Source organism: Qipengyuania atrilutea (genome assembly GCF_013370205.1).
In the GTDB taxonomy this organism is placed as follows: domain Bacteria; phylum Pseudomonadota; class Alphaproteobacteria; order Sphingomonadales; family Sphingomonadaceae; genus Actirhodobacter; species Actirhodobacter atriluteus.
The window spans coordinates 55,885-77,941 of sequence record NZ_JABWGV010000002.1; the positions used below are offsets into that span (position 1 = coordinate 55,885).

Consider the following 22,057-nt stretch of genomic DNA (forward strand, 5'->3'; position numbering starts at 1 on the left):
GAAGCTTTCCGCGTGCGAGCGCAAGGCGCCGCGCGCGTCAGTCGATCCGCGTCACCTGCTCCAGCCGGTCGATCTCGCGCACCGGCTCTGCCGCTTCGCTCGTCGTCACTTCCAGATCGTTCAGCGCTTCGCCCGGTTTCACCGTCTTCAGCCGGTTCAGGGTCGTTCGGAACTGCACGAGTTCAGCGCCCGAAAGCTGTTCGCGCATGGAATATTTCACGCTTTGCGGATCGACCGCGCGGCCGCCGCGGTACATTTCGTAATGCAGGTGCGGTCCGGTCGAAAGCCCGGTCGAGCCGATGTAGCCGATCACCTGCCCCCGCCGGACCGACTGGCCCGGACGCACCGCGCTGCGGCTCATGTGACAGTAGCGGGTCGACAGATTGCCGGCATGGCTGAGGCGGACCGCAATGCCGCATCCGCCCATGCGTCCCGCTCCGGTGACGCGCCCGTCCGTGACGGCGACGATCGGCGTGCCGTGCCGCCCGCGAAAATCGAGGCCGGCGTGCATGCGGCGGTAGCCGAGGATCGGGTGGCGGCGCATTCCGAAACGGGAGGACATGCTGCCGGGAACCGGCGCGACAAGGCCGGCGCGCTCTTCTCCGGTGCCGGACGCATCGAAGAAGCGCTCCTTGGAGCCCCAGCGCATCAACTGCGTCGTCGGCTTGCCGCCCCGCTCAATCCCGGCGTAAAGCAGCTTGCCCGCTTGCCGCTCGCCCGTTTCCGCGCGGCGGTGGGCCATGATGATGTCGAACGTGTCGGTGGCGGCAATCCGTCCTAGGTCGACATGATCGCCGAGCGCCTTGAGATAGGACTGGATCGCGCTTGCCGGAGCACCCGCCGCCCGTGCGGAGCGATAGAGGCTGTCGCCGACCGTACCGGTAATGCGCAGCGGTGTATCGTCCACGCGGATCACCTTGCGCTCGACCGCCAGTTGGCCGTTTTCACGGTTGAGGGACAGCTGCAGGTCGAAACGCGCGCGGAAACTTAGGGCATCGAGCGGGCGACTCGCTCCTTGGGCGGGACGGCGACCGAGCGTGATTTCGAACTGCGTACCGGGCTCGATTTCCTCTAGCGGGAAGGCGCCGCCGATCATCTCCGCGATCCGGTCCGCCTCACTACCGCCAAGACCGGCGCGGCGCAGCATCTCGTCAAGACTGTCGCCGCGCCCAAGCGTCGACAGCAGTTGCAATTGCGGGCGTTCGGGAGCCGCGGCGAGCGGCGTCACGGCGGCGGTCGCGGCCATGCGGCGTCCGGAATCGCCTCCAAGACCGAGGGGCATGATCATCTGGCTGCGATATTCGTCGCGCGCATTCTCGTCGATATTGGCGAGATCGGCCGCCTCGAGCGGTGCGAAGTCGGGCCATAGCGCGACAGATACCGCGATCAGCGCGATCATCGTGCCGGCGCCGCGGAACCAGCGCCCGCTGCCGATGTCCTGCGCGAGGTCGGGTGCGAATTCGAAACCGGACAGTTTCCGCTCGATCCGCGCCCGCAGACCCGGTTTGACAGGCTTCTGAGTTTTGCTGCTGCTGGCTGCCCGCGGTTTTGCAGTATCGGCGCGCGGTCGGGTATCTCGGTCGCGCGCCAGGTTCCAGCGCACCTCCTCGATCGCTGCGTCTTCAGCGGCTGGTTCCGAATGGCTCGACGATGATCGCGGTAGGTCCAACCCGCCCTCTTTTCTTGTTGCCGCCGGCGATCCCTTGCCGGTCGGCCCTCTTGTCCAAGCGCTTGATTGCCGAATTTCTAGGGAAATCAAACTTAAAATCGCGTTAATCCGCGACGATCCGCCGCCTTTGCGCGGCAAACCGAGATTGCGCCGGTCTACGCGGTTGCGGCTCTGCCCGCGTGCTGGCATTCCATGGGGCGTGGAAGGCAGCAAGCTCAAGGCGGTCCTCGGGCCGACCAATACCGGCAAGACCCATCTGGCGATTGAGCGGATGTGCGCGCATTCGAGCGGCGCGATCGGGTTTCCGCTGCGCTTGCTTGCCCGCGAAGTCTACGACCGCGTGGTCGCGATCAAGGGCGAGAAGCAGGTCGCGCTCATCACCGGGGAGCAGCGCATCGAGCCGCCGGATGCGCGCTATTTCCTCTGCACCGCCGAGGCCATGCCGCTACGCCGTCCGGGGATGGGCGGCGGACCGGAAGGTGATTTCGCCTTCGTCGCGCTCGACGAGGCACAACTCGCCGCGGACCGCGAGCGGGGACACATTTTCACCGACCGGCTGCTTCACGCGCGCGGGCGGGAAGAAACCATGCTGCTTGGCTCGGCCACGCTCGAGCCGCTCGTCCGGCAACTCGAACCGAAGGCGGAACTGGTGGAGCGGCCGCGCTTTTCCACCCTAACGCATATTGGCGCGCGCAAGCTCTCGCGGCTTCCGCCGCGCAGTGCGGTCGTCGCCTTCTCCGCCGAGCAGGTGTACGGCGTTGCAGAGATGCTGCGCCGGTTCCGCGGCGGCGCGGCCGTGGTCATGGGCGCGTTGAGCCCCGAGACGCGCAATCGGCAGGTCGACCTGTTCCAGTCGGGCGAGGTCGACTACATCGTGGCGACCGACGCGATCGGCATGGGCCTGAATCTCGATCTCAACCACGTCGCCTTTGCCGGCCTCACCAAATTCGACGGTATGCGGCAGCGACGATTGCAGCCCGCCGAGATGGCGCAGATCGCCGGGCGCGCGGGGCGGCACCAACGCGACGGGACCTTCGGCGTCCTAGCGGGGATGTCGCGCGACGGCGGGCGCGGCGCACCGCCGCCGGAATTCGATGACGAGGAAGTCTATGCGATCGAGGAACACCGTTTTGCGCCGCTGACCCGCCTCTACTGGCGCGAACCTGAGCCTCGCTTCGATTCGATCGAGGTTCTCATCGCTGACCTTGAAGCTCCGCCTGATCACGCGGCCCTTGCCGCCGCTCCGGAGGCGATCGACCTAGCGGTTCTCAAACGGCTACATAGCGACGGCATAACCGAAGCGGTAAAAGGCGCTGGTTCTGTCAGGCGGTTCTGGGAAATTTGTCAGCTACCGGACTTCCGCAGCCAGGGGACTGACATGCACGCGCGTTTCGTTTCCCGCCTGTGGGCCGATCTTTCGACCGGCTATCTCGGCGCAGATTATGTTGCCTCGCGCATCGCCCAGCTCGATAATGTTCAGGGTGATATCGATACGCTTCAAGGACGTATCGCTGCGATTCGCAGTTGGGCGTATATCTGCCAGCGTCCCGATTGGGTGCTGGCGCGCGACGAAATGGCAGCCCGCGCCCGGGCCGCCGAAGCCAAGCTTTCCGACGCGCTCCATGCGCGCCTTACCGAACGATTCGTAAACCGAAGGACGACGTTGCTGATGAAAACCGCAGGCCAGGACGCCTCGCTACTGCCCATCACGATAGGAGAGGACGATGCGGTCCTCGTCGAGGACGAGCGCATCGGCCATCTGGAAGGGTTCCGGTTCGTCGTCGATACTTCGGCCGGGCATGAAGACCGCAAGATGCTGCTCGCTGCAGCGGAAAAGGCGCTACCGGGCATTCTTGCTGCGCGCGCTACCAAGTTGACCGACAGCGGGATGGACGGCGTCACGATAATGGACGGGGCGCTTCACTGGCAGGGTCATGCGATCGCCTCGCTCGATCTGCGCGAAGGCAAGGTCATGCCCGCCCTCTCGCCCGCAAGGGACCTCGCGATGCTGCCCGCCGCCAGCCGGGAGGCCTTCATGGCAGCGCTGGAAGGATGGCTGACAACTAGACTGGAGCCGCTCGCCCCGCTGGAGAAGCTGCACGAGGCCGCGCGCGATCCTGCCGCCGAATCGGAAGCCCGGGCAATCGTACATACGCTGATCGCAGGTCACGGCTTCGCGCGGCGCGACAAATCCGGCCTGATGCATCTACCGAAGGAATTGAGACCCTTTCTTAGGCGTCTCGGCGTCACTTTCGGCGCTTTAGACATCTTTGTGCCCGCGCTTCTCAAACCTGCACCGCGGCAACTCCTCCACATGCTCGGTATCGACCGCCGCCCGCTTCAGAGCGCGATGTTGCCGGTAATCGCAGAGGAGCGGAACCTGCCGAGCGGCTACCGGCCCGCTGGCGAGCAGGCGATCCGGCTCGACCTTGCCGAGAAGGTCTTCCGCGCCGCGCACGAGGCGCGCAGCAAGAGCAAGGCGCGCAAGTTCTTCTTCGATTCGGCGCTCCCGGTATCGATCGGCCTCGAACCTGCGAACTATCGCCGCCTCATGAGCGCAGCCGGTTTCCGCCTGCAGAAAGCGCCCGCCCTGGCCGAAGGCGCGTTCGGCCCGCCGGTGCCCGACAAGTGGGAATGGCAACCCTCCTCACGGCGCGCAGCTTCAGGCAAAAGCCTGTCTCGCGGAAAGCCGGAGCGCGGGAAGCGGGAGCGCTCGCCCCAGCCCAAGACGGTGGCGGAAGGCAATCCGTTCGGCGCGCTTGCAGATCTGATGCGGTGAGCGGCGACTGCGGCACCGGCGGGATGCGGATCGACCGCCTGCTGTACTGCCTGCGCTTCGTGAAGACCCGCTCCGCCGCGCAGGCGCTAGTCGGCGAAGGCCATATCCGCTGCAACCGTCAGCGCGTCCTGCGTTCCAGCCTGTGCATCAAACCCGGCGACGTCCTGACCTTGCCTACGGGGAGGACGGTCCGCGCGGTCGAGGTTCTCTCGCTGCCCGAACGGCGCGGTTCAGCGAGCGAAGCGGCTCTCCATTACCGCATCCTTGCGAGCGGCGATGCAGCGGGAGGGTTGACCACAGACGCCAAAGCGCCATAGCGCAAATTTTCAAACTAGCGTGAATTGCCAAGGAAGCCGCCGTCCATGACTTACGTCGTCACCGATGCCTGCATCAAATGCAAATATACCGATTGCGTGGAAGTGTGCCCGGTCGATTGCTTTTACGAAGGCGAGACGATGCTGGTCATCAACCCCAGCGAATGCATCGATTGCGGCGTATGCGAGCCCGAATGCCCGGCCGAGGCGATCCTGCCCGACACCGAAGACGGCCTCGAAAAATGGCTGGAGCTCAATACGAAGCTTTCGGCCGAATGGCCCAACATCACCCAGCAGAAAGACCCGCCCGCCGATGCGGACGAGCACAAGGGCGAGGAAGGCAAGTTCGAGAAGTACTTCACCGACGCCCCCGGCGAAGGCGACTAGCTACAGATCGTGTTCGGGCCGTGTTAGCGGTATCCCATGCCGACTGGTAATATTGTTACAGCCGTGCTATATAATCTACTAACTGTACCGGTCTGCGCCGGTCAGCCCTGGTTTGATTGAAAGGCCCGGTGCCGCACCGCTCCCGTTCACGTTCAGCACCCGTTACGCCGTTTTCGGCGATACGCCTCGTTGAACCCGTCCGAACGGCCCGGCTGCGAGCGGGTATGTAGTTGAAAGGAATTTGCATGGCGAGTGAGGCAATGGCCTTCGATGTTGGTGATTACGTAGTCTATCCGAAGCACGGCGTGGGCCGGGTTATCGAATTGCAGAACGAAGAAATCGCCGGGATGCAGCTCGAACTCTACGTGCTCCGGTTCGAGAAGGAGCGCATGACGCTGCGCGTTCCGACCAACAAGATCGAGTCGATCGGCATGCGCAAACTTTCTAGCGACAAGACGCTGAAAGAGGCCATGGAAACGCTCAAAGGCAAGCCGAAAGTGAAGCGCACCATGTGGTCGCGCCGCGCGCAGGAATACGAGGCGAAGATCAATTCGGGCGACCTGGTATCGATTGCCGAAGTTACCCGCGACCTGTTCCGCCCCGAGGATCAGCCCGAGCAGAGCTATTCCGAGCGGCAGATCTTCGAAGCGGCCTCCAGCCGTCTCGCCCGCGAGCTCGCGGCCATGGAAAAGACCGACGAGCCGACCGCGCTCGAAAAAATTCTCGACGTTCTGCGCGAACACGCTCCGCAGTATTACGACAACGCCGAAGACGAGTAATCGACGGACAATTGATGGACATCGACAAGGGTCGCCTCAAACGGGCGGCCCTTTTCGTATGCGACTTGCGCCCGTTTCGCGCTGTATTATACTAGCAATACACAAGGTGCGAGAACAGGAGAGTGCAGGTGCTTCACAAGTTTTTCAGAACGATCGGACCGATTGCCGCCATGGCAGCGGGCGCGGCGATGGCCGGCTGCAGCGACATGACATTCGAAAGCGGTAGTAACGGCGTTCCTTTGGCGGAATTCGACACAAGCGGCGAGGCGCCGACCCGCTTCACCCTGTCCGGACCGGACCGCGTCATCCTCACCCGCGGCGACACGCTCGACATCGACGTATCGGGCGACAGCCGCGCAGTCGATCTCCTGCGGTTCGAGCGCGACGGGGACAATCTTACCGTAGCGCGCGCGAAATCGTCGGGCGACAACGGTACCGCGATCGTGCGGCTAACGATGCCCGCGCCGCGCAACATCACGCTTGCCGGTTCGGGTGAAATCGAAGCGAGCGATCTCGCTGCCGAGACGGAGCTTTCCATCGCCGGTTCGGGTACGATCCGGGCTCCGAGGGTCGCGGCGCAGTTGCTCGATGTGAACATCGCCGGCTCGGGGACGCTCGAAGCTGCCGGACGCGCCGACCGGCTCGATCTGAACATCGCAGGATCGGGCGACGCGAATATGTCTTCGCTCAAGGTTGAGGCGGCCGAAATCAACATCATGGGTTCGGGCGATGCGCGCTTCGCATCCGACGGTCAGGTCGACGCAAACATCATGGGTAGCGGCGACGTGACGGTCATCGGCCGGGCACGGTGCAAGGTGAGCGCGATGGGCTCCGGCACGGTGACATGCGAGGCGGGTACGGAAACCCGCGCCGAACGGTGACGCGTTGACGCCGCCGCCTGCCGAAAGTTCATGGCTTGGCAACGGATGGGGCGCTAGAAGACGGGCGTTAGGGAGCACCCGATGCCTGTTTGCCATACCCCCATTCGCTTGCTCGCCATCTTCGCCGCCGTTCCTCTGTTGCAGGGCTGTATCGCGAAGACCGCGCTCGATGTCGTGACTGCCCCGGTCAAGGTGGTGGGCAAAGCTGCCGATTGGGCGACCGAGAGCCAAGACGAGGCGGACCGGAACCGCGGCCGCGAGATTCGCAAGCGCGAAGAGGAACTTGGCAAGCTTGAGCGCGAATACGACAAGCAGATGCGGCGATGCGACGACGGCAATAGCCGCGCGTGCAGCGAAGCGCGCGAGATCTATGCGGAAATGCAGCTTATCATTCCAACGATACCCTACGAGCCGCGTTAATCCGCGGATCAGTCGGGCGGGGTCGCTGCTCGGCGAAGCCGGTCGTTGATAGCGGTTCCGATACCTTCGTCCGGAACGGGGGCCACCGCAATCGCGCCCTGCGAAGCGCGAGCTGCGAGGTGCAGACAGGCATAGAGTCGGCTAGCCGCTTCCGTCAGGTCGCCGCTTTCCGACAGCGAACAATCGCCAATCACATCACCAAAACCGATCAGGAATTCGCCGTTTTGCGCCTCACTTGCATCGACGCGCAAGGGTTTCCCCGGCGCATAATGGCTCGCGAGCTGACCCGGCGCTTCCACTCCGCCGCCCGCAGAAGTTGCGCGGCGCAACTTTTCGGGCAGTTCGATCGGGCCGGGTCGTAGCACCTCCCACGCGCCGCCACGATCGGCGAGGATGGTCGATTCTAACCCCCGCTCGCACACACCTGCGTCGAGCACCGCGTCGATTCGGCCGCCAAGTGATGCAAGCACATGGTCCGCGCTTGTCGGGCTGATGAAGCCACTGCGGTTCGCGGATGGAGCGGCGAGCGGTACGCCCGCGGCTTTCAGCACCGCCCGCATGACCGGATGAGCCGGAACGCGGATCGCGACAGTCGGCAGACCCGCCGTCACGGCGTCCGCAAGCGCGGCACCGGCTTTTCTCGGCAGCACGAGCGTCATCGGACCGGGCCACTGCTTCGTCACACACCGCGCGCTCTCGGAAAAGTCGGCCAGTTCTTCTGCGGACGCTACATCCGGCACATGCACGATCAGCGGATTGAAGCTCGGCCGGCCCTTCGCCTCGTATATTCGTACCACTGCCGCGGCGTCGTCGGCGCGCGCCGCCAGTCCGTAAACCGTCTCCGTCGGGAGCGCGACAAGCTTGCCTGCCCTAAGCAGTTCGGCCGCACGCGCAACGCCCGCCTCGTCCGCGCCGAGCATTTCCGTAGCGTTCTTGCCGGTCATGCGCTGCGCCTATAGAACGGACCTCGCAAAAGCCAAGGAAACTCGCGTGATCTCATACACCCCCGCCACCCAAGACCAACTCCTTGCCATCCGCGTCAACGCCGGCATCGACGAACTCGCCAAATCGGAGCGCTTCGCTGCAGCGGAACCGGACATGGTCGAAGCCATCGTCGAGGGTGTGGGCCAGTTCGCGGCCGGAGAATTCGCACCGCTCAACCGGGTTGGCGATCTCGAAGGGGCGAAGCTACAAAACGGCGTGGTGCGCTTGCCGGATGGGTTCGCGCAGGCCTACGCGCACTATGTCGAGCAGGGCTGGAACGCGATCGCGAGCCCAGCGGACTTCGGCGGGCAAGGTCTGCCGTTCACGCTCGCCTGCAACGTGCTCGAAAACCTCGGCACCGCCAACATGGCCTTCAACTTGTTGCCGATGCTCTCTGTCGGCGCGATCGAGGCGCTCGACCATCACGGCACGCCGGAGCAGCGCGCGGCCTATCTACCCAAGCTCGTCAGCGGGGAATGGTCGGGCACGATGAACCTGACCGAGCCGCAGGCGGGCAGCGATGTCGGCGCGCTCAGGACTACGGCCACACCGATCACCGAAGGCGAACATGCCGGCAAGTACCTAATCAAGGGCCAGAAGATCTACATCACCTGGGGCGATCACGAGTTGGCGGAGAACATCATCCATCTCGTGCTCGCTCGTACGCCCGAAGCGCCGGAGGGTAGCCGCGGCATCTCGCTGTTCCTCGTACCGAAATATCACGTGAAGCCCGACGGAACGCTGGGTGCGCGCAACGACCTTCGCTGCGTCAGCCTAGAACACAAGCTGGGGATCAACGCTTCGCCGACCTGCGTCATGTCCTACGGCGACAACGACGAATGCATCGGCGAACTCGTCGGGGCGGAGCATCGCGGGCTCGCAGCCATGTTCACGATGATGAACAACGCGCGGATCAACGTCGGCAACCAAGGTGTGCAAATCGCCGAGCGCGCCACCCAGCAGGCGACCGCCTATGCCCGCGAGCGCATTCAATCGGCGCGCGCCGGTGCGCAGGACAAGTCTCCTGTCGCGATCCTTGAGCATCCCGATGTACGCCGCATGCTGCTGCGCATGAAATCGCTCACCGAAGGCATCCGCGCCCTCCTCTACTACACCGCAGGGCAGACCGATCGCGGCGTGTTGGGCAACGAAGATGCGAAGATGCGCGCCGACGTGCTCGTCCCGCTCATCAAGGCTTGGGGTACGGACACGGGCATCGAAGTCGCCTCGCTCGGCATCCAGATCCACGGCGGCATGGGCTTCGTCGAGGAAACGGGCGCAGCGCAGCATTGGCGCGATTCGCGGATCGCACCGATCTACGAAGGGACGAACGGCATTCAGGCGGCCGATCTCGTCACCCGCAAGCTTGGCCTCGTGGGCGGTGACGCCGTGCTGTCGCTGTGCTCCGAGATTGTCCGCGATGCGTCCGGTGAGCGCGAACTCGCCGCGCTGGCAAAGGACTGCGCCGACACGGCGGAATGGATGCGCAGCGAAGCGAGCATGGACGATCGGCTCGCTGGCTCGGTGCCGTTCTGCACGATGTTCGCCGTCGCCGTGGCAGGCTGGCAACTGCTGGAGCAGCTACGCTCTGTCGAGAGCGGCGAATACCCCGCCCTTGCGCAGCGCAAGCGCGTGACCGTACGGTTTTTCCTCGACCGGATCGTGCCCGAGGCGCGGGGCCTGAAAACGAGCGCGACGGCCGGCGCGGACCTGCTCTACGCGCTCGATGCGGAGGCCTTGGCCAGCTAGGCGGTTACTCGCGAACGTAGTCGTCCTGGAAGGTCGCGCGCGCTTCGCCCGACAATTCGCGCTGCGGCGGTAGCGGACGGCTTTCCAGTCGCTCGATCGCTGCAGCCGGCTCCGCATTCGGGTCGACCACACGCCAGATAATCCCGGCCGTATCGTCGCTGACCAGTAGCGCTCCGTCCTCAGCCCATTCGACCCAGGTCGGGCGGCCGCGCGTTTCGCCGTCGCCGGCGAGAAAGCCGGTCAGCACGGGCTGCGGCTTGCCTTGCGGATTACCCCGCTCGTCGAAATCGACATACACCACGTCGTAGCCTGATGCCGGCTTCCGGTTCCAGCTTCCGTGACGCGCGATCACGGCGCCCGAACCGAACCGCTCGCCCAAGCGCGCGCCTTCGTCCGTAAACCGAAAGCCGAGCGCCGCGACATGGGGTCCGAGCGCATATTCGGGATAGCGTGTATATTCGGTCAGGAACTGCGGCGGGTTCGATTCCACGCGTCGGTCGAAAGTGTCGCCGTAATAGACCCACGGCCACCCGTACTGCGCGCCGACCGGCACGTTCGTGAGGTAATCGGGCACGAGATCGCTGCCAAGCATATCGCGCTCATTCACCGTCGTCCACAATTCGCCGCTCCAAGGGCTGAAATCGAGTCCGTTGGGATTGCGCAGACCAGCTCCGAACAGCCGCTGGCGGTTCTGTTCGAGGTCGTATTCCCAGATCGCGGCGCGCCCCTCTTCGACCTCCATGCCGTTCTCGCCGATATTGGAAACCGAGCCGACTGCGACGTAGATCTTCGTACCGTCCTCGGACAGTTCGATGTTGCGCATCCAGTGCCCGCCGCCCGGCGGCAAATCCATCAGTTTGCGCGGCTCCCCGCCGACCCGGCTCGCACCGAGTTCGTACGGGAAGGCGAGCAAGGCATCGTGGTTCGCGACGTACAGGGTTCCGTCCCGCCAGGCGATACCCGATGGTGAGGAAAGGTCATCCACAATCACGCCGCGCTGGTCCGCTACGCCGTCGCCGTCCGTATCACGCAGCAGCATTATCTCGTTCGCACTTCCGCTATCCGCGCCGGCCTTCGAGAACAGGATACCTTCGATAAACCCGCGAATGGCCTTAAATATGCCGCCGTCCTCAGCGCCTTCGGGCTTGAACCCGGGAGAGCCGGTCAGGGCGACCAGAACATCGCCGTTGGGCAGCGTATGGATCACACGGGGATGGTCCAGCCCTTCGGCAAAGCGGACGACTTCGAGCCCCGCCGCAGCGTCCGGCGTTTCGCCCTCGGCCCAGCCGACCGGTTCGGCGATATTGACCGTGGGAATCGTCTCCGGCTCGGGCTCTGTCAGCACCGGGTCGGTTCCCGTTACTGCCTCGACAGACAGTTCGGCCCGATCGCCTCGCGTGACGAACCATCCGACGATCAAAAGGACGAGGATCAGCGCGCCGACCCACAGGACGATCTTTTTTCCGGTGCTCATATCCCGAAGAGATAATCATCGCGGCGGCTTGCGGCAACACGATAGCGCGCTATTGCGACGCCGATGTTCGATTTCAAACCCGATGCAGAGCTGTCCAAGGTGGAGCGGTATCGCCAATTGCGCGATGCGGCAGACGCATTGACGGCAGGCGAAAGCGACGGCGTTGCCAATATGGCCAATATCGCGGCACTGATCTGGGAGTTCGTACCCGGCCTCAACTGGGCAGGATTCTACCGCATGGTCGGCGGCGAGCTCGTCCTCGGACCCTTTGTTGGGCGACCGGCCTGTATCCGCATACCCGTGGGCCAAGGCGTCTGCGGAGCGGCGGCGAAGAGCGGCGAAACGCAGCTGGTCGAGGACGTCCACGCTTTCCCCGGTCACATCGCCTGCGATGCAGCCAGCGCCTCGGAACTGGTCGTACCGGTTATGCGCAGAGGCGAAGTAATCGCGGTGATTGACCTCGACAGCCCTGTCAAAGGCCATTTCGACGAGAACGACGCCTGCGGCTTCGAGACGCTTGCCGCCCTGCTCGAAACCCGTATCTAGCCGCTGATTTCCCCGGTTTTAGCCGGAACTTAACCATCGCGCGGGTAAGCGAGCGCAATGGATATGTCCGCACCCATCCCGGCGCAGCGCGAACGTGCGACAGGCGTAGCCGCGCCAGCACGTATATTGCTGGCCGAAGATCATGCGATCTCGGGCGAAATCATCACGATGATGGGCCGCCATCTCGGCGTGACCATCGACCATGCGCAGGACGGTCTCGAAGCGCTCGGACGCATCCGTAAAGCTGCGCGTTCGCGCAAACCCTACTCGCTGCTGCTGCTCGACGCGATGATGCCGATCCTTGGCGGCGTGGAGGTTACCGTCCGTCTGCGTGCGGAAGGCTTTACCGCCGAGGAACTGCCGATCGTTGCCGTCACGGCGGCGGCCTCTTCCGATGAGGTGAAGTCGTATCTCGCCGCAGGGATGCAAGCCTATATCGGTAAACCCGTCAGCATGAGCGATCTCGCGCGCACTTTGGGCGTATGGGCACCGGAAACTCTCGTCTCTCCGGTCCTGCGGCCGAACCCCGACCTGCTCAAACGCTATGAGGAGCGGAAGCATGAAACGCTGCAGAAGATAGCGGACGCGGTCGATAGCGGCGACATATCGGAGCCGACGATCACGGAAATTCGCGACATGCTGCATAAGCTGGCTGGAACCGCCGGCAATTTCGGCGACCCCGGCCTGAGCGAAAAGTCGGCACATTGCGGCGCGAACCTGATCGACTGCAACCCTGCCGAACTGACGGGCATCCTCAGCAAATTCGCCCAGGCACTGGAGCAGTGATCGTCCGATCCGCTGCGACGAGCCTGCTGCGGGCTTTGGTCTTGCTCGGCGCGGTGCTGCTGCCCGTCGCGCCCCTTTCCGCGCTCGACGATATCGATTTCGATCTGCGCACAACACTGCACGCAGTACAGGCCGACCGCGCCGTCTTTCAGGGCGAGGACGTGGAAAGCAGCGGCGTCGGGGCGAGCGCACTCGCCGGAATAACCCTGCGAGAGCAAGATACCAGCGTCCGCATCGCCGTCGACGCGAAAGTCTTCAAATTTTCCGACGACGAGCGGCAACGGCGCGAAAGCCTCGGCATTTCAGTCTATGCGCGCCAGCAGGTTTCCGAGCACCTGGAACTCGAAGTGCGCGCGCGCCGGGTATCCGATATCGTGACGCTTGAGAGCCGCAGCGCCGACCAGCGTGCGGTTCGCGGACAAGCGGAATGGAGCAAGGGCGGCGACCGCATTCGTCTTGAGGCAGAGTGGCGCGTGCGCGATTACGACGACAGCATTCGCTCGCAGGGCGAAGGACCGAGCTTCGAGATGCAATACAACCGCCGCTTCGGGTCGTGGCATTGGGCGCGGCTGACAGTGCGCCACGATGCTATCGAGAGCGGCGACGCCCCGCGCCGCAGTTATGAGCGCGAGATGGTCCGCGGCGAATACAGCCTGCCGATAACAGATCTGCTCAGGTTCAAGCCCGCTCTCGAGTATCGACAGTGGCGCTACGACGCCAGAGAGGCGCAGGGCGATCCACAAGGAAGGCTCCGCGAAGATCATCTGGTCAGCCCGGAAATCGGACTTGCATACGGAAAATCACACGGCTTCTATGCCGAGGGTTCGGCCGAGTACGAGTTTCGCGCCTCGAACGACGAACGCTTCGGCGAAGATGCGCCGCGCTTCATGCTTGACGTAGGCTACCGGTTCTAGGCATCCTTTCGCCAGAGCGCGCGCGGCAGTAGTGCCGTTACCGATCCGCCCGCGTCCGCTAGGCTTGCAGCGAGCCAGCCGCCCTTCTGCCGCTTCGTCAGTTTCTTGAGTTCCAGCGCAGCGCGTCCACTGCTGATCTGCTCCGCGATCATGGCCTTGTAAACGCCATCGGCCCGGCGGCGGCGGCGCACCGCGTCGCCCGCGTCCAGCACGGCTTCCGAGGCCTCGACCAGCCAGTCGCCAACCTGGGCCAGACGTCCTTTCTCACCCCCGCCGCTGTCGGAACTCAATTCGCCCGCGTCGAGTTCGGCGAGTTGTGCATCGACGCGCGCGACGATCGCATCGAGCTGCGCCGGTCCGAACGTACTGGGAAGTTCGCCCGATGCTTTCAGTGTCGCAATGGTTTCTCGCACCATGGGCGCGCTGAGCACTCCATATTCTTGGAAGGAGGCGAGCAGGGCCAACCCCTTTTCCGCAGTGACCGGGTGCGGATCGACCGCCTGTACGCACGCACGGTGGACCGTTTCCCAAGCCTGCCAGCGATAGACGTAATCGAGCCCCGTGCCCTTGATGTTCTGCATTCCCATGATCCGGTTGACGAGGCCGGGAGGCGTAGTCTTGCCGATCAGCCGCACGATGTTCTCGCCCGATATGTAGAAGTCGCGCACCGGAACGAGCTTCGCCATAAAAGCGGCGCGCAGAAACGCCTTGATCTCGCGGTCGAGCGCAGCCTGATCGCCGCCTTGTGCAAGTCTTGTCCGCAATTTTAGGAAGGATTCGAGCTGCGCCGACAGTTCGGCGTAATGCTGTGCGATACGTTCGTATTCCGCTACGCCGTTTTCTTTCAGCATCACCTCAAGCCGCATTTCGCGCGCCGCCTTGACCGCCTGGTCCTGCGCCTCCGCGGAAAGCTGGCCGGTTAGCATAGCGCGAAGTCTGCCTTCGAGCTGGTCCTGCGCCATCGGCACGCGCTGGTGTTTCCCAAGCGCTTCGAACTTTTCGGCAGGCGAACGCTTCTCGTCGTCGAATATATTCAGCGTATTTGCGTAGGCAGCCCACTCTTCCGCGATGAAACCCATCATCCCGTCAATGTTAGAACCGATGATGAAGTGCCTGTCAGCGGCGACGTCCTGGACGAGCATCCTCGCGAAAACCCGCGACCGAGGTACGCGGTCGGCGCGGTTGTTTACCAGAGTGGTAACATAAATTTCGGGGTCCAGACTTAGATCGTGGTGCGCAAAGCCCATTCGGTCCCAGTTGCCCATCGCTCCGAACTTCTCGTTGGCTGACATGCCCATCACGAATTCGAGCGTTGCGCCTTCTACAGGGGCGCGCGGATAGATTTTCAGCACGCCAAGGTCGGCAACCACGCGGTCGGACATTTCCTTGATCGAGTAATCCTCCGATAGACCCAATTCGTCGCCCATCGCGGCCACCAGCGCGATATTGTAGGGATGCTCCGCGTAGGGAAAGCGGGCGAGCAGGTTCGCATGCACCAGCCCGGCCTGCCGCCAATTGATCGTCCGCAGCCGCGTGTCGGCGCGCCGTGCCCCTTCGGCGAGGATCGGAAGCATTTCTTCTTCGGTAGTCAGCAACACCGACCGATGCGGAATGAACTCGCACATTACCTCGGGAATGTTCCGTCCCGCCGGCCCCTGCACGTCCTCGTGATCGGGATAGGTATTGGTGATCGTGCCGATATCGTCGCGCATCCAATCTTGCTGCAGTACGCGCACATAAGCGGGGTTAAGGCCCATGCACTCCCAGAGGAACACCCGCGCTTTCAGCCCAGCGGAAATGCGGATCAGGTTCAATTGCTCCCAGATGGTCGCCTTGTCGTATGGGCGGAACAGGAACATCTCGGTGAGATCGCCGAAAGCTTCTCCGCGCAAAAACATCGCCTCGCACCCCGTCGTCTTCGATATGAGCGGATGGCCGAGCGCGTTCATTAGCCCCGCTTTCAGCCGCTCCGTGCCCGACTTGCCGCGCGTCCCCCAACCGCCGAGCGAAAGGGGTATGGCGCCGCGGTACTGCCGCGCTTTCCTCGCAAGGTAGATGTGTCGGCCGAAGAACCACCCTGCTGCCAGCAACAGAAACAGCGCCAACTGACCGAGCGTGTTGGCGAAGACGGTGGCGAAATAGGCGGCAGCGGATTCGAACAGCACCGGGATCATGACCAGCGCACCGCCCATGCCGAACAGGTGAACGACTTCCCTGTCGGCACTGTTCTGCGCTATGGGCGCCGGCTCTGAAGCTTCCCGATCCGGCAGAGCGAGCGGTTCGCCGTAGTCGTGCGGGGCGAAGCGGACTGTGACCCCGTATGGCTTCAGCGCTTCGACATATTCATGCGTGCCTGCATTGCGTAGCGCCGACAACCGCGGATAGGCGCGGCTCATGCGCCAATAGGCTTTCGCCCGTGCCACAATACCCGGACAGGCGGTTAACGTCGTGACGCCTTCGCTCGTAAAGATGCGCGTCTCCCCGCCCCGATCCAGAGCGGACAGCGCATGATCGACCAGCGGCAGGTAATTGCGCCATCCACCTTCGTCTTTGATTTTCAGCGGCTCGCCCAGAACCTTCGTCGGCGCGAGTTCGGCGAGATGCGCGGCAGGCGCGGAGATTGGCCCGGGCAAAACGCGCCCGATCGTGTGCAGGAACGCCTGCCGCTTGTCGGTCGCCGAAGTGCCGAATTCGAACAGAATACGCCAGAGCCGCCGCTTGAACCGCTCGCCCTTCTGCACTTTCGGCACCCGGCCCGGCACAAGCTCCAGCCCGAAGCCGTCCTGCGCCAGAACCGACATCATCCGCCCGACCATGACCGGATCGCTTTCGAGAGCCTGCCCTAGTTCCGGCAACGCGCATGTTCCGCCCTCTGGCGTCTTGGCAATCTGCCAAGTGACGTACTCGGCCAGATCGAGCGCATCGGCATCGGAGAGGAGCCACAGCCGCTCCAGCGCTTTTCCCGCCCACCGCCGTATTTCCGCCGGTTCCGCACGATGCCTCAGGCCAACCAGAGCAGTCTGTAGTTGGGCTATGGTCTGCGGAAGATCCCGCGGATCGTTGCCGACCTGCCATGCGGCAACACGGGTCGCCGCGTCGATCGTCAGGCGTAGTACAAAGCCGTCAGTATCGCGGTCGAGTACGCGGACGATATGCGAGCGGTAAAGTTCCGCGCCCAAAAGCGACGCCATGCCTTCCGCATCGAAGAACAGCATCGCGCGAACCTGCGGGTCGCGGTCGACTCTCAATCGTGACACTAGCGACACAGCGAGGGCTTTCGGCAGATGAGGCAGCGAGGCGGCAAGTGCCTGGCGAACCGCGCCATTGCGGTCGTTTGCGATGCGCGGAAGGAACTTCGCGAGCGGCGGGTTCGCGCCCGCGGCGCGGCACAGCAGGTCCGCAATATAGCGCCGCACGAACATCCGGTTGTCCTGCCGCAGCGCCGAACCGCGATCGCTGGTCGCCTCCAATCGCTTTTCGAGCACCGGCTCGAGCGATTGCGGCGACATCGCCAGCAGCGTCGCGAAGGCATCGCATTGCGCCCAGGTATCCTCGCTCGCATCGAGCGCCAGCCGCCGTGTATCGCGCACGGCGGTATCAACCCAGAACCCGTGTAGTGGCTCCGGTGCGCTTTCCCCGATACGACGAAGCGCCCGGTGCGCCGCTTGCCGAACCCGGCTGTCGCCCCGGTAGGCGCGAATGCTGGCAAGGTATGGGGCTATCGTGCGCACGAGTAGAGCGCTCTCGCCACCGATTTCGCCGAGCTTCAATGCGCCGCCGACGATATAACCCAGCCGCTCGGTAGCGTAGGCGAGCGCACGCTCGCACTCACCGGCACGCCTGCGGTACCGCTCGAACACGGCATCCCGGTCGAAGAACGTGTCGAGCGCCTTGCGGTCCCGCTTCAGCTGCGCTTCGTCCGCGCCTAGGCGCTGCGCAAAATCCATGATGGCCAGCCGCTCTGCCGGCTCGTCGAGAGCGCTGGCGAAACGGGCGTTGAATAGCGCGGATGCCTCGTGAAGCCGCTCGATCCGGTCCAGTGTGGCGCGGCCGAAATCGCATACCCATTGCGCGTGGTCGCTGAGGGTCGCAAGCTGGTCGCCGCCTGCACTTGCGATGATATGGTCGCGCAAATCGGCATAGGTCCCGACCAGTTTGCATGCAAAACCGCTGTCGAGCGCAGCGGACAGCAAGCATGGCGATGCGAGGGGCGGTGTCGTCATCACTGCGCGAAACATTGGCCAAAACGGGCGCGCAAATCATCGTCCGACAGAAGGGCGCGGCGCAGCGGCAAGCTCAGCTCGATATGGGTAAACCCGCTGAAACCCGCTTCGCGCAGAGCGATGCCTTGCGCATTCTGGAGCGCGCCCAATTCGTCGGCGTCGATCGGAAAGACGCGCACCTGCCGCGGATGGATTGCTGAGGTAAGGCAATCGGACAGGTCGAGCAAACGCGCTCCAGGTTCTTCGGTACCGTCGCTCAGAATAACCGAAGCGGATTGCAGCCGCCCGCTGCTACGCTTTATGCGGTTGAACCCGTGGAGTTGCACTATGCGGGCATCGGGATGTGTATGCGCAAAGGCTAAGGCAAACGCTGTAAACCAATGGCGGGGCTCGGCAGCGAGGTCACCAAAAGCGGCGCATTCGGCCGTCTCCCGGCGGGGCGCGGTGTTCCAGGCCGCGCCCGCAGCGCCCGCCTCGTCATAAAGCTGCGCTGCGAGGTTTCCGGTCAACCGGTCGAACCCGCGATGCGGAGCGGTAAATAGCACCGACGTTCGGACTTTATTGCTCCGAACCAAATAGGTTCCCCTACCGTCGCACTTCGCTCCGATTGCTGTATACATTCGCGTGCTTGCTAACACTTCCGAGTCCGAACGCGCAAATGCGAGATCTTCGAGTTGCGCCTCGCTGCCGCCAGCGAACACCTCTACAAAGGCGCGACGCGTCCGCGCAAACTCCGCGGCGCTCGGACGGTCGAAGCTTTCCGCCTCGTCAAGCGGCGGGAACAGGTCTGCGTAGCGTGCGGCCATGATCGCCAGTAACAGAAGGGCGGCACCCGTGCCTACGACCGCGAGCCGCTTCATGGCGCTTCGTCCAACGCGCTTTGGTACATGACTCCGACTTCGTAATCCTCACCTGCGATCCCCACCGGTCCGATCGGCCGCCAAAGGTTTATCGCGATATTGGCGCGTTCGTCGTCGCCAATAAATTCCTCGGGAAAGGCGTTCGCCCGCGCAAGGTCGCGCTGTTCGTCGCCGCTTCGGCGGCGGAAAGCCGCGAGCGCGTCGCCGCGTGACAGGAACGGCCTTTGCTCATACGCCCGCACGTCGATTGCCGTCACGCCTTGATCGGACGGAAGCGGAGCGATCTCTAAGCTCGCAATTTCCGTACCGCTATCAATGATCGCCTGATCCTGCGTTGCTACGAACCCGTCCGCGCCGCGGAAGAAGCGGGTCCAGGGCAGTGGCTGCTCGAGTTTTTGCGGATGGCTCCCGCTCGAATAAACTTCATGGGAAGCGAGAACACTGCCGGACCCGTCGCGCAGGGTGACACGGTAACCGTAAGTCCATCGCGCCTCGCGCTCCCAGGAGGATAGTTCGATCAGGGGGGCGCTCAAGATGCGGACGCTCGGAACTGGCTGGGAGAATACGAAACGAACGGGAGCTGCGGGGTTGAGCCGGTAGACGAGCGAGCGGCTTTCGATCCGCGCTTGTCCGCTTGTTTCTCGGCCTTCCGGACTGACAAGCCGTGCTAGCGTTGGCACGTAAAGCCATCCCGCTACTGCGAGTACCGCAAGCAGGGCGCCGATGACGAGAATGCGAACGAGGCCGGACAGGGATAGCGTCATCGGGTTAGCTTATCCGGGACTAGCAACACTGCGTAACGCTGGTTTACGGTCTGCCGCATGTAGCGCAGCGAATTGAGGGGGCTTACTTCCAGGCCGGCCGTCTCACGGTCTCTAGCTGCAATCAGAGGGTCGATTTCGGCAGCCCTCAAGGCTCTTTCGAGGTTGCCGCGAAGCGCGCTTCCGCTTTCGATCCGGTCGAACGACAAGACCGGACGGGTGACGCGCGCCTCTTCAGCGATCTCCATCGGCATGGGTCTGATTTGCAAGACTGCCGCATCACGGTCGCCGCGTGCGCGGACCACCGCCTGGCTGATTACGCCGAAGATGGTCGTCTGATCACCGCCGAACGCATGTTGGTCTGGAGCCAGCAGGAGCGCGGAAGCGCCCCAGGCGTTGCGGATGCTTTGGACCAGGTCGAAGGGTCCGGCGCGTGCATCGCTTTCAAGGTAGCCCTGCACGATACGGCCGGCGTCGCCGCCGGGATAAAACAGATAGATGCCGCCGCCCCGCCCCGAAGCATCGATACGCCAAGCGCGCCCGCCATTCGTTGCGCAGGGGCCAACGTCGATGCCGATCGACTGGCCTGCCGCGATCGCGGATGACGGGACATCGCTGTCCTCGAGAGCGGCTAGGAGCGGGTCGACGATCTCCGCGCGCAAAAAAGCAAGGTCCGGCAGATCGGTGATGGCCGAAGCGGTCGCTATGTTCGCAGTTATGTCGCACGAGCCCGCTGTTTGCGACGAAGCGTCGTTCCAGAAACTGGCGATGGCCTTGTCTCCCAGCGTCAGTACCGCATCGTTCGTGTCCGCTCCCGCCGCCGATTGACCTGCGGTGAAGCGGGTCTGCATACCCGGTACTGCGTTGCGGAGTGCGGCAATGTCGATGCGCGAAGCGGAACCGCCAGCGAAATTGCCGGTTGCCCCGCGCCCCCCGGCAACGACGAGTTCCGGCATCTGGCTACCTTGCCGAAACGCGGAGAGGGTCGACGGGCGGCCGAGCGCGTTGCGTGCGCGCGGCGCATCCAGCACTACCCACTTCGCATCTTGCCCGGTCCGTAAGGAAAGTGCGGCCATCGCTAGCCCCGGCTGCGCGGAGGCGTCGGGTACGGTAATCGCGAGATCCCGTGCCGCATCGGGATAGTAGAACAGCATCGCGCGTCCGTCACCGTCTGCCCGCGATATGGCGATGCGCCCGCCCGCAAGCGTTTCCACTCGCCATCCTGAAGCGCCGACACGTGCATTGGCCTCCAGCGGCGGCAGGCCTGCCTCGAGAAGCCTGACCAGGTCGATCAAAGTTTCGGCGCTTTCCGCGCTTATGGGTTCCGCCCCGCCGCGCCATCGCTGCAGATAGGCATCGCCGATCGCCGCCGCAGCCATGCGCCGCTGCTGCGCGTCGCTGCCGCTAACCGGGGCGTCGCTCACACTCGCCACGGCGGATTGCACCGGAACCAGCGAAGACAGGATCAGCCCGACCAAATTCCCTGCAACCGCTCCGACGAACGAGACTTGAAGGGTCGTTCGCATCAGCCGGCCGAAAATGTTCTTGTCATGTGCCTTGATCGCAATGAGCGTAGCGAGCAGGTAGCCGAAACCGTACAGATCGGTCGTTTTCACTTCCATTTCGGCGAGCACCACTGCGTGCCCGAGGATCAGTTTGTAGATGAAGCTGATATTGAAGAAGAGCAGGATCTTGCGCGCGCCCTCCATCGTGATGTTCGCGAAGACAGGCAGCCGCAGAACCGCGATCGCGATCAGATAGATGATGCCCGCCTCGACGAACGAGGTGAGTATCTTGGCCGGCTGATACCACTGCAGGGCAATCAGCGCCGGAATGAGGATGCCGGAAAAATCCCATCCGTACTTCACGTTCATGTGGCTTGCGTAAAGCGCCGTCAGCACGAGGATCATGTACGCCTTGGGGCTGGCGAGGATGGAACTCGCAAGTCCCTCGTAGAGGTAGGAAACCCCACTCAACCGGAAGTTGGTCAGTTCCATCAGCCCGAAGCGCACGATCAGGGCAGTAAGCCCGACGGTAACGACCATCGCGAAGAGACCGCGGCTAAGACCCGGCTTCCAGAACTGGTTCGCGAGAAGCGAGATAATAACCAGACCGAAGCTCTGCATGTCGCTGCGCCAGTCAAGTTGCTGGTTCCAGTTCGCCGAGAGCCATTCGGCTAGCTGCGGCAGGACATATCCGTCTAGCGATAATCGCACCGCGATGCTTGCCAGAATCAGCCCCATGAACCTGTCACGCCCGAACAGGCTCGGCCATCTGCCCCGCCCGATCCTTTCCGAAAAGAGCCAGACCATCATATAGGTCAGGATCGCTTCGACGATGATGATTGCGCCTGCGAGCGGCTTGATGATCAGCAGCGGAACGAGGTAGCCCGGCACGACGAGCCCAGACAGGACCCACCCGAAGCGCAGGTTGAAGAAGCACAGCACCCATACGCCGACCCACACGGTCGTGATGACCGAGCCGGCAAGACCGCCTTCGGGAAAGATCGTCAGATTCATCGCCGCGCCGCC

The 22,057-nt window shown here is 63.6% G+C and carries 17 protein-coding genes; 10 read left to right on the plus strand and 7 right to left on the minus strand.

The window, feature by feature from the left end; translation table 11 throughout:
- Window positions 1–37: 37 nt before the first annotated feature.
- The gene (locus tag HUV48_RS05310) at window positions 38–1,669 is read right to left on the minus strand and encodes a M23 family metallopeptidase (RefSeq protein WP_225871552.1); all 1,632 of its coding nucleotides are present in this window, start codon (window positions 1,667–1,669) and stop codon (window positions 38–40) included.
- A gap of 199 nt (window positions 1,670–1,868) precedes the next feature.
- Between HUV48_RS05310 and HUV48_RS05315 the strand changes: the two genes are divergently transcribed.
- The 6 genes from HUV48_RS05315 (at window position 1,869) to HUV48_RS05340 (ending at window position 7,229) form a co-directional block, all read left to right on the plus strand.
- Window positions 1,869–4,448: a helicase-related protein gene (locus HUV48_RS05315; RefSeq protein WP_318656051.1), complete on the plus strand. Its 2,580-nt coding sequence runs from the start codon at window positions 1,869–1,871 to the stop codon at window positions 4,446–4,448.
- Window positions 4,445–4,765: an RNA-binding S4 domain-containing protein gene (locus tag HUV48_RS05320; RefSeq protein ID WP_318656052.1), complete on the plus strand. Its 321-nt coding sequence runs from the start codon at window positions 4,445–4,447 to the stop codon at window positions 4,763–4,765. The genes HUV48_RS05315 and HUV48_RS05320 overlap by 4 nt, the downstream gene beginning before the upstream one ends.
- A gap of 45 nt (window positions 4,766–4,810) precedes the next feature.
- Entirely contained in the window at window positions 4,811–5,149 is a 339-nt protein-coding gene (gene fdxA, locus HUV48_RS05325) for a ferredoxin FdxA (RefSeq protein WP_176266772.1), read from the plus strand.
- 245 nt (window positions 5,150–5,394) lie between these two features.
- The gene (locus HUV48_RS05330; protein ID WP_176266773.1) at window positions 5,395–5,928 is read left to right on the plus strand and encodes a CarD family transcriptional regulator; all 534 of its coding nucleotides are present in this window, start codon (window positions 5,395–5,397) and stop codon (window positions 5,926–5,928) included.
- Between the two features lie 128 nt (window positions 5,929–6,056).
- Window positions 6,057–6,809 carry a head GIN domain-containing protein gene (locus HUV48_RS05335; RefSeq protein ID WP_318656053.1) on the plus strand — a complete coding sequence of 251 codons (753 nt, stop codon included), beginning with the start codon at window positions 6,057–6,059 and terminating at the stop codon, window positions 6,807–6,809.
- An 81-nt stretch (window positions 6,810–6,890) separates the two neighbouring features.
- Window positions 6,891–7,229, plus strand: coding sequence for a hypothetical protein (locus HUV48_RS05340; protein ID WP_176266774.1), 339 nt, complete (start codon window positions 6,891–6,893; stop codon window positions 7,227–7,229).
- Window positions 7,230–7,237: 8 nt separating this feature from the next.
- Here HUV48_RS05340 and HUV48_RS05345 read toward each other — a convergent pair whose 3' ends face one another.
- Complete coding sequence (locus HUV48_RS05345; protein WP_176266775.1) at window positions 7,238–8,173, minus strand: L-threonylcarbamoyladenylate synthase; 936 nt, start codon at window positions 8,171–8,173, stop codon at window positions 7,238–7,240.
- 49 nt (window positions 8,174–8,222) lie between these two features.
- Here HUV48_RS05345 and HUV48_RS05350 point away from each other — a divergent pair, with 49 nt between their 5' ends.
- A complete protein-coding gene (locus tag HUV48_RS05350; RefSeq protein WP_176267297.1) occupies window positions 8,223–9,962 on the plus strand; it encodes an acyl-CoA dehydrogenase family protein in 1,740 nt (579 codons plus the stop codon).
- A gap of 4 nt (window positions 9,963–9,966) precedes the next feature.
- Here HUV48_RS05350 and HUV48_RS05355 read toward each other — a convergent pair whose 3' ends face one another.
- Window positions 9,967–11,436 (minus strand): PQQ-dependent sugar dehydrogenase, encoded by a 1,470-nt coding sequence (locus tag HUV48_RS05355; RefSeq protein WP_176266776.1) that lies wholly within the window; start codon window positions 11,434–11,436, stop codon window positions 9,967–9,969.
- Between the two features lie 63 nt (window positions 11,437–11,499).
- Between HUV48_RS05355 and msrC the strand changes: the two genes are divergently transcribed.
- The 3 genes from msrC to HUV48_RS05370 are packed head-to-tail and all read left to right on the plus strand — an operon-like array spanning window position 11,500 to window position 13,682.
- Entirely contained in the window at window positions 11,500–11,982 is a 483-nt protein-coding gene (gene msrC, locus HUV48_RS05360; RefSeq protein WP_176266777.1) for a free L-methionine (R)-S-oxide reductase MsrC, read from the plus strand.
- A 57-nt stretch (window positions 11,983–12,039) separates the two neighbouring features.
- Window positions 12,040–12,768, plus strand: a complete 729-nt coding sequence (locus tag HUV48_RS05365) for a response regulator (protein WP_176266778.1) — start codon at window positions 12,040–12,042, stop codon at window positions 12,766–12,768.
- Window positions 12,765–13,682, plus strand: a complete 918-nt coding sequence (locus tag HUV48_RS05370; RefSeq protein WP_176266779.1) for a hypothetical protein — start codon at window positions 12,765–12,767, stop codon at window positions 13,680–13,682. The genes HUV48_RS05365 and HUV48_RS05370 overlap by 4 nt, the downstream gene beginning before the upstream one ends.
- Here the strand turns inward: HUV48_RS05370 and HUV48_RS05375 are convergent.
- From HUV48_RS05375 to HUV48_RS05390, 4 genes are read right to left on the minus strand one after another with little or no spacing between them, the layout of a single operon-like run.
- Entirely contained in the window at window positions 13,679–17,905 is a 4,227-nt protein-coding gene (locus HUV48_RS05375; RefSeq protein ID WP_176266780.1) for a hypothetical protein, read from the minus strand. The genes HUV48_RS05370 and HUV48_RS05375 overlap by 4 nt on opposite strands.
- Window positions 17,905–18,765 (minus strand): hypothetical protein, encoded by an 861-nt coding sequence (locus tag HUV48_RS05380; protein WP_176266781.1) that lies wholly within the window; start codon window positions 18,763–18,765, stop codon window positions 17,905–17,907. Before HUV48_RS05380 ends, HUV48_RS05375 begins: the two co-directional genes overlap by 1 nt.
- A complete protein-coding gene (locus HUV48_RS05385; protein WP_176266782.1) occupies window positions 18,762–19,529 on the minus strand; it encodes a hypothetical protein in 768 nt (255 codons plus the stop codon). Before HUV48_RS05385 ends, HUV48_RS05380 begins: the two co-directional genes overlap by 4 nt.
- Window positions 19,526–22,045 carry a poly-gamma-glutamate biosynthesis protein PgsC/CapC gene (locus HUV48_RS05390; protein WP_176266783.1) on the minus strand — a complete coding sequence of 840 codons (2,520 nt, stop codon included), beginning with the start codon at window positions 22,043–22,045 and terminating at the stop codon, window positions 19,526–19,528. The genes HUV48_RS05385 and HUV48_RS05390 overlap by 4 nt, the downstream gene beginning before the upstream one ends.
- Between the last annotated feature and the right edge of the window lie 12 nt (window positions 22,046–22,057).

Bases quoted from the DNA above. Each gene is read 5' to 3' on its own strand.
- HUV48_RS05345 (WP_176266775.1), bottom strand. From the start codon at position 8,173: ATGACCGGCAAGAACGCTACGGAAATGCTCGGCGCGGACGAGGCGGGC.
- HUV48_RS05380 (WP_176266781.1), bottom strand. From the start codon at position 18,765: ATGAAGCGGCTCGCGGTCGTAGGCACGGGTGCCGCCCTTCTGTTACTG.
- HUV48_RS05385 (WP_176266782.1), bottom strand. From the start codon at position 19,529: ATGACGCTATCCCTGTCCGGCCTCGTTCGCATTCTCGTCATCGGCGCC.
- HUV48_RS05375 (WP_176266780.1), bottom strand. From the start codon at position 17,905: ATGACGACACCGCCCCTCGCATCGCCATGCTTGCTGTCCGCTGCGCTC.
- HUV48_RS05340 (WP_176266774.1), top strand. From the start codon at position 6,891: ATGCCTGTTTGCCATACCCCCATTCGCTTGCTCGCCATCTTCGCCGCC.
- msrC (WP_176266777.1), top strand. From the start codon at position 11,500: ATGTTCGATTTCAAACCCGATGCAGAGCTGTCCAAGGTGGAGCGGTAT.
- HUV48_RS05355 (WP_176266776.1), bottom strand. From the start codon at position 11,436: ATGAGCACCGGAAAAAAGATCGTCCTGTGGGTCGGCGCGCTGATCCTC.
- HUV48_RS05330 (WP_176266773.1), top strand. From the start codon at position 5,395: ATGGCGAGTGAGGCAATGGCCTTCGATGTTGGTGATTACGTAGTCTAT.
- HUV48_RS05390 (WP_176266783.1), bottom strand. From the start codon at position 22,045: ATGAATCTGACGATCTTTCCCGAAGGCGGTCTTGCCGGCTCGGTCATC.
- HUV48_RS05365 (WP_176266778.1), top strand. From the start codon at position 12,040: ATGGATATGTCCGCACCCATCCCGGCGCAGCGCGAACGTGCGACAGGC.
- fdxA (WP_176266772.1), top strand. From the start codon at position 4,811: ATGACTTACGTCGTCACCGATGCCTGCATCAAATGCAAATATACCGAT.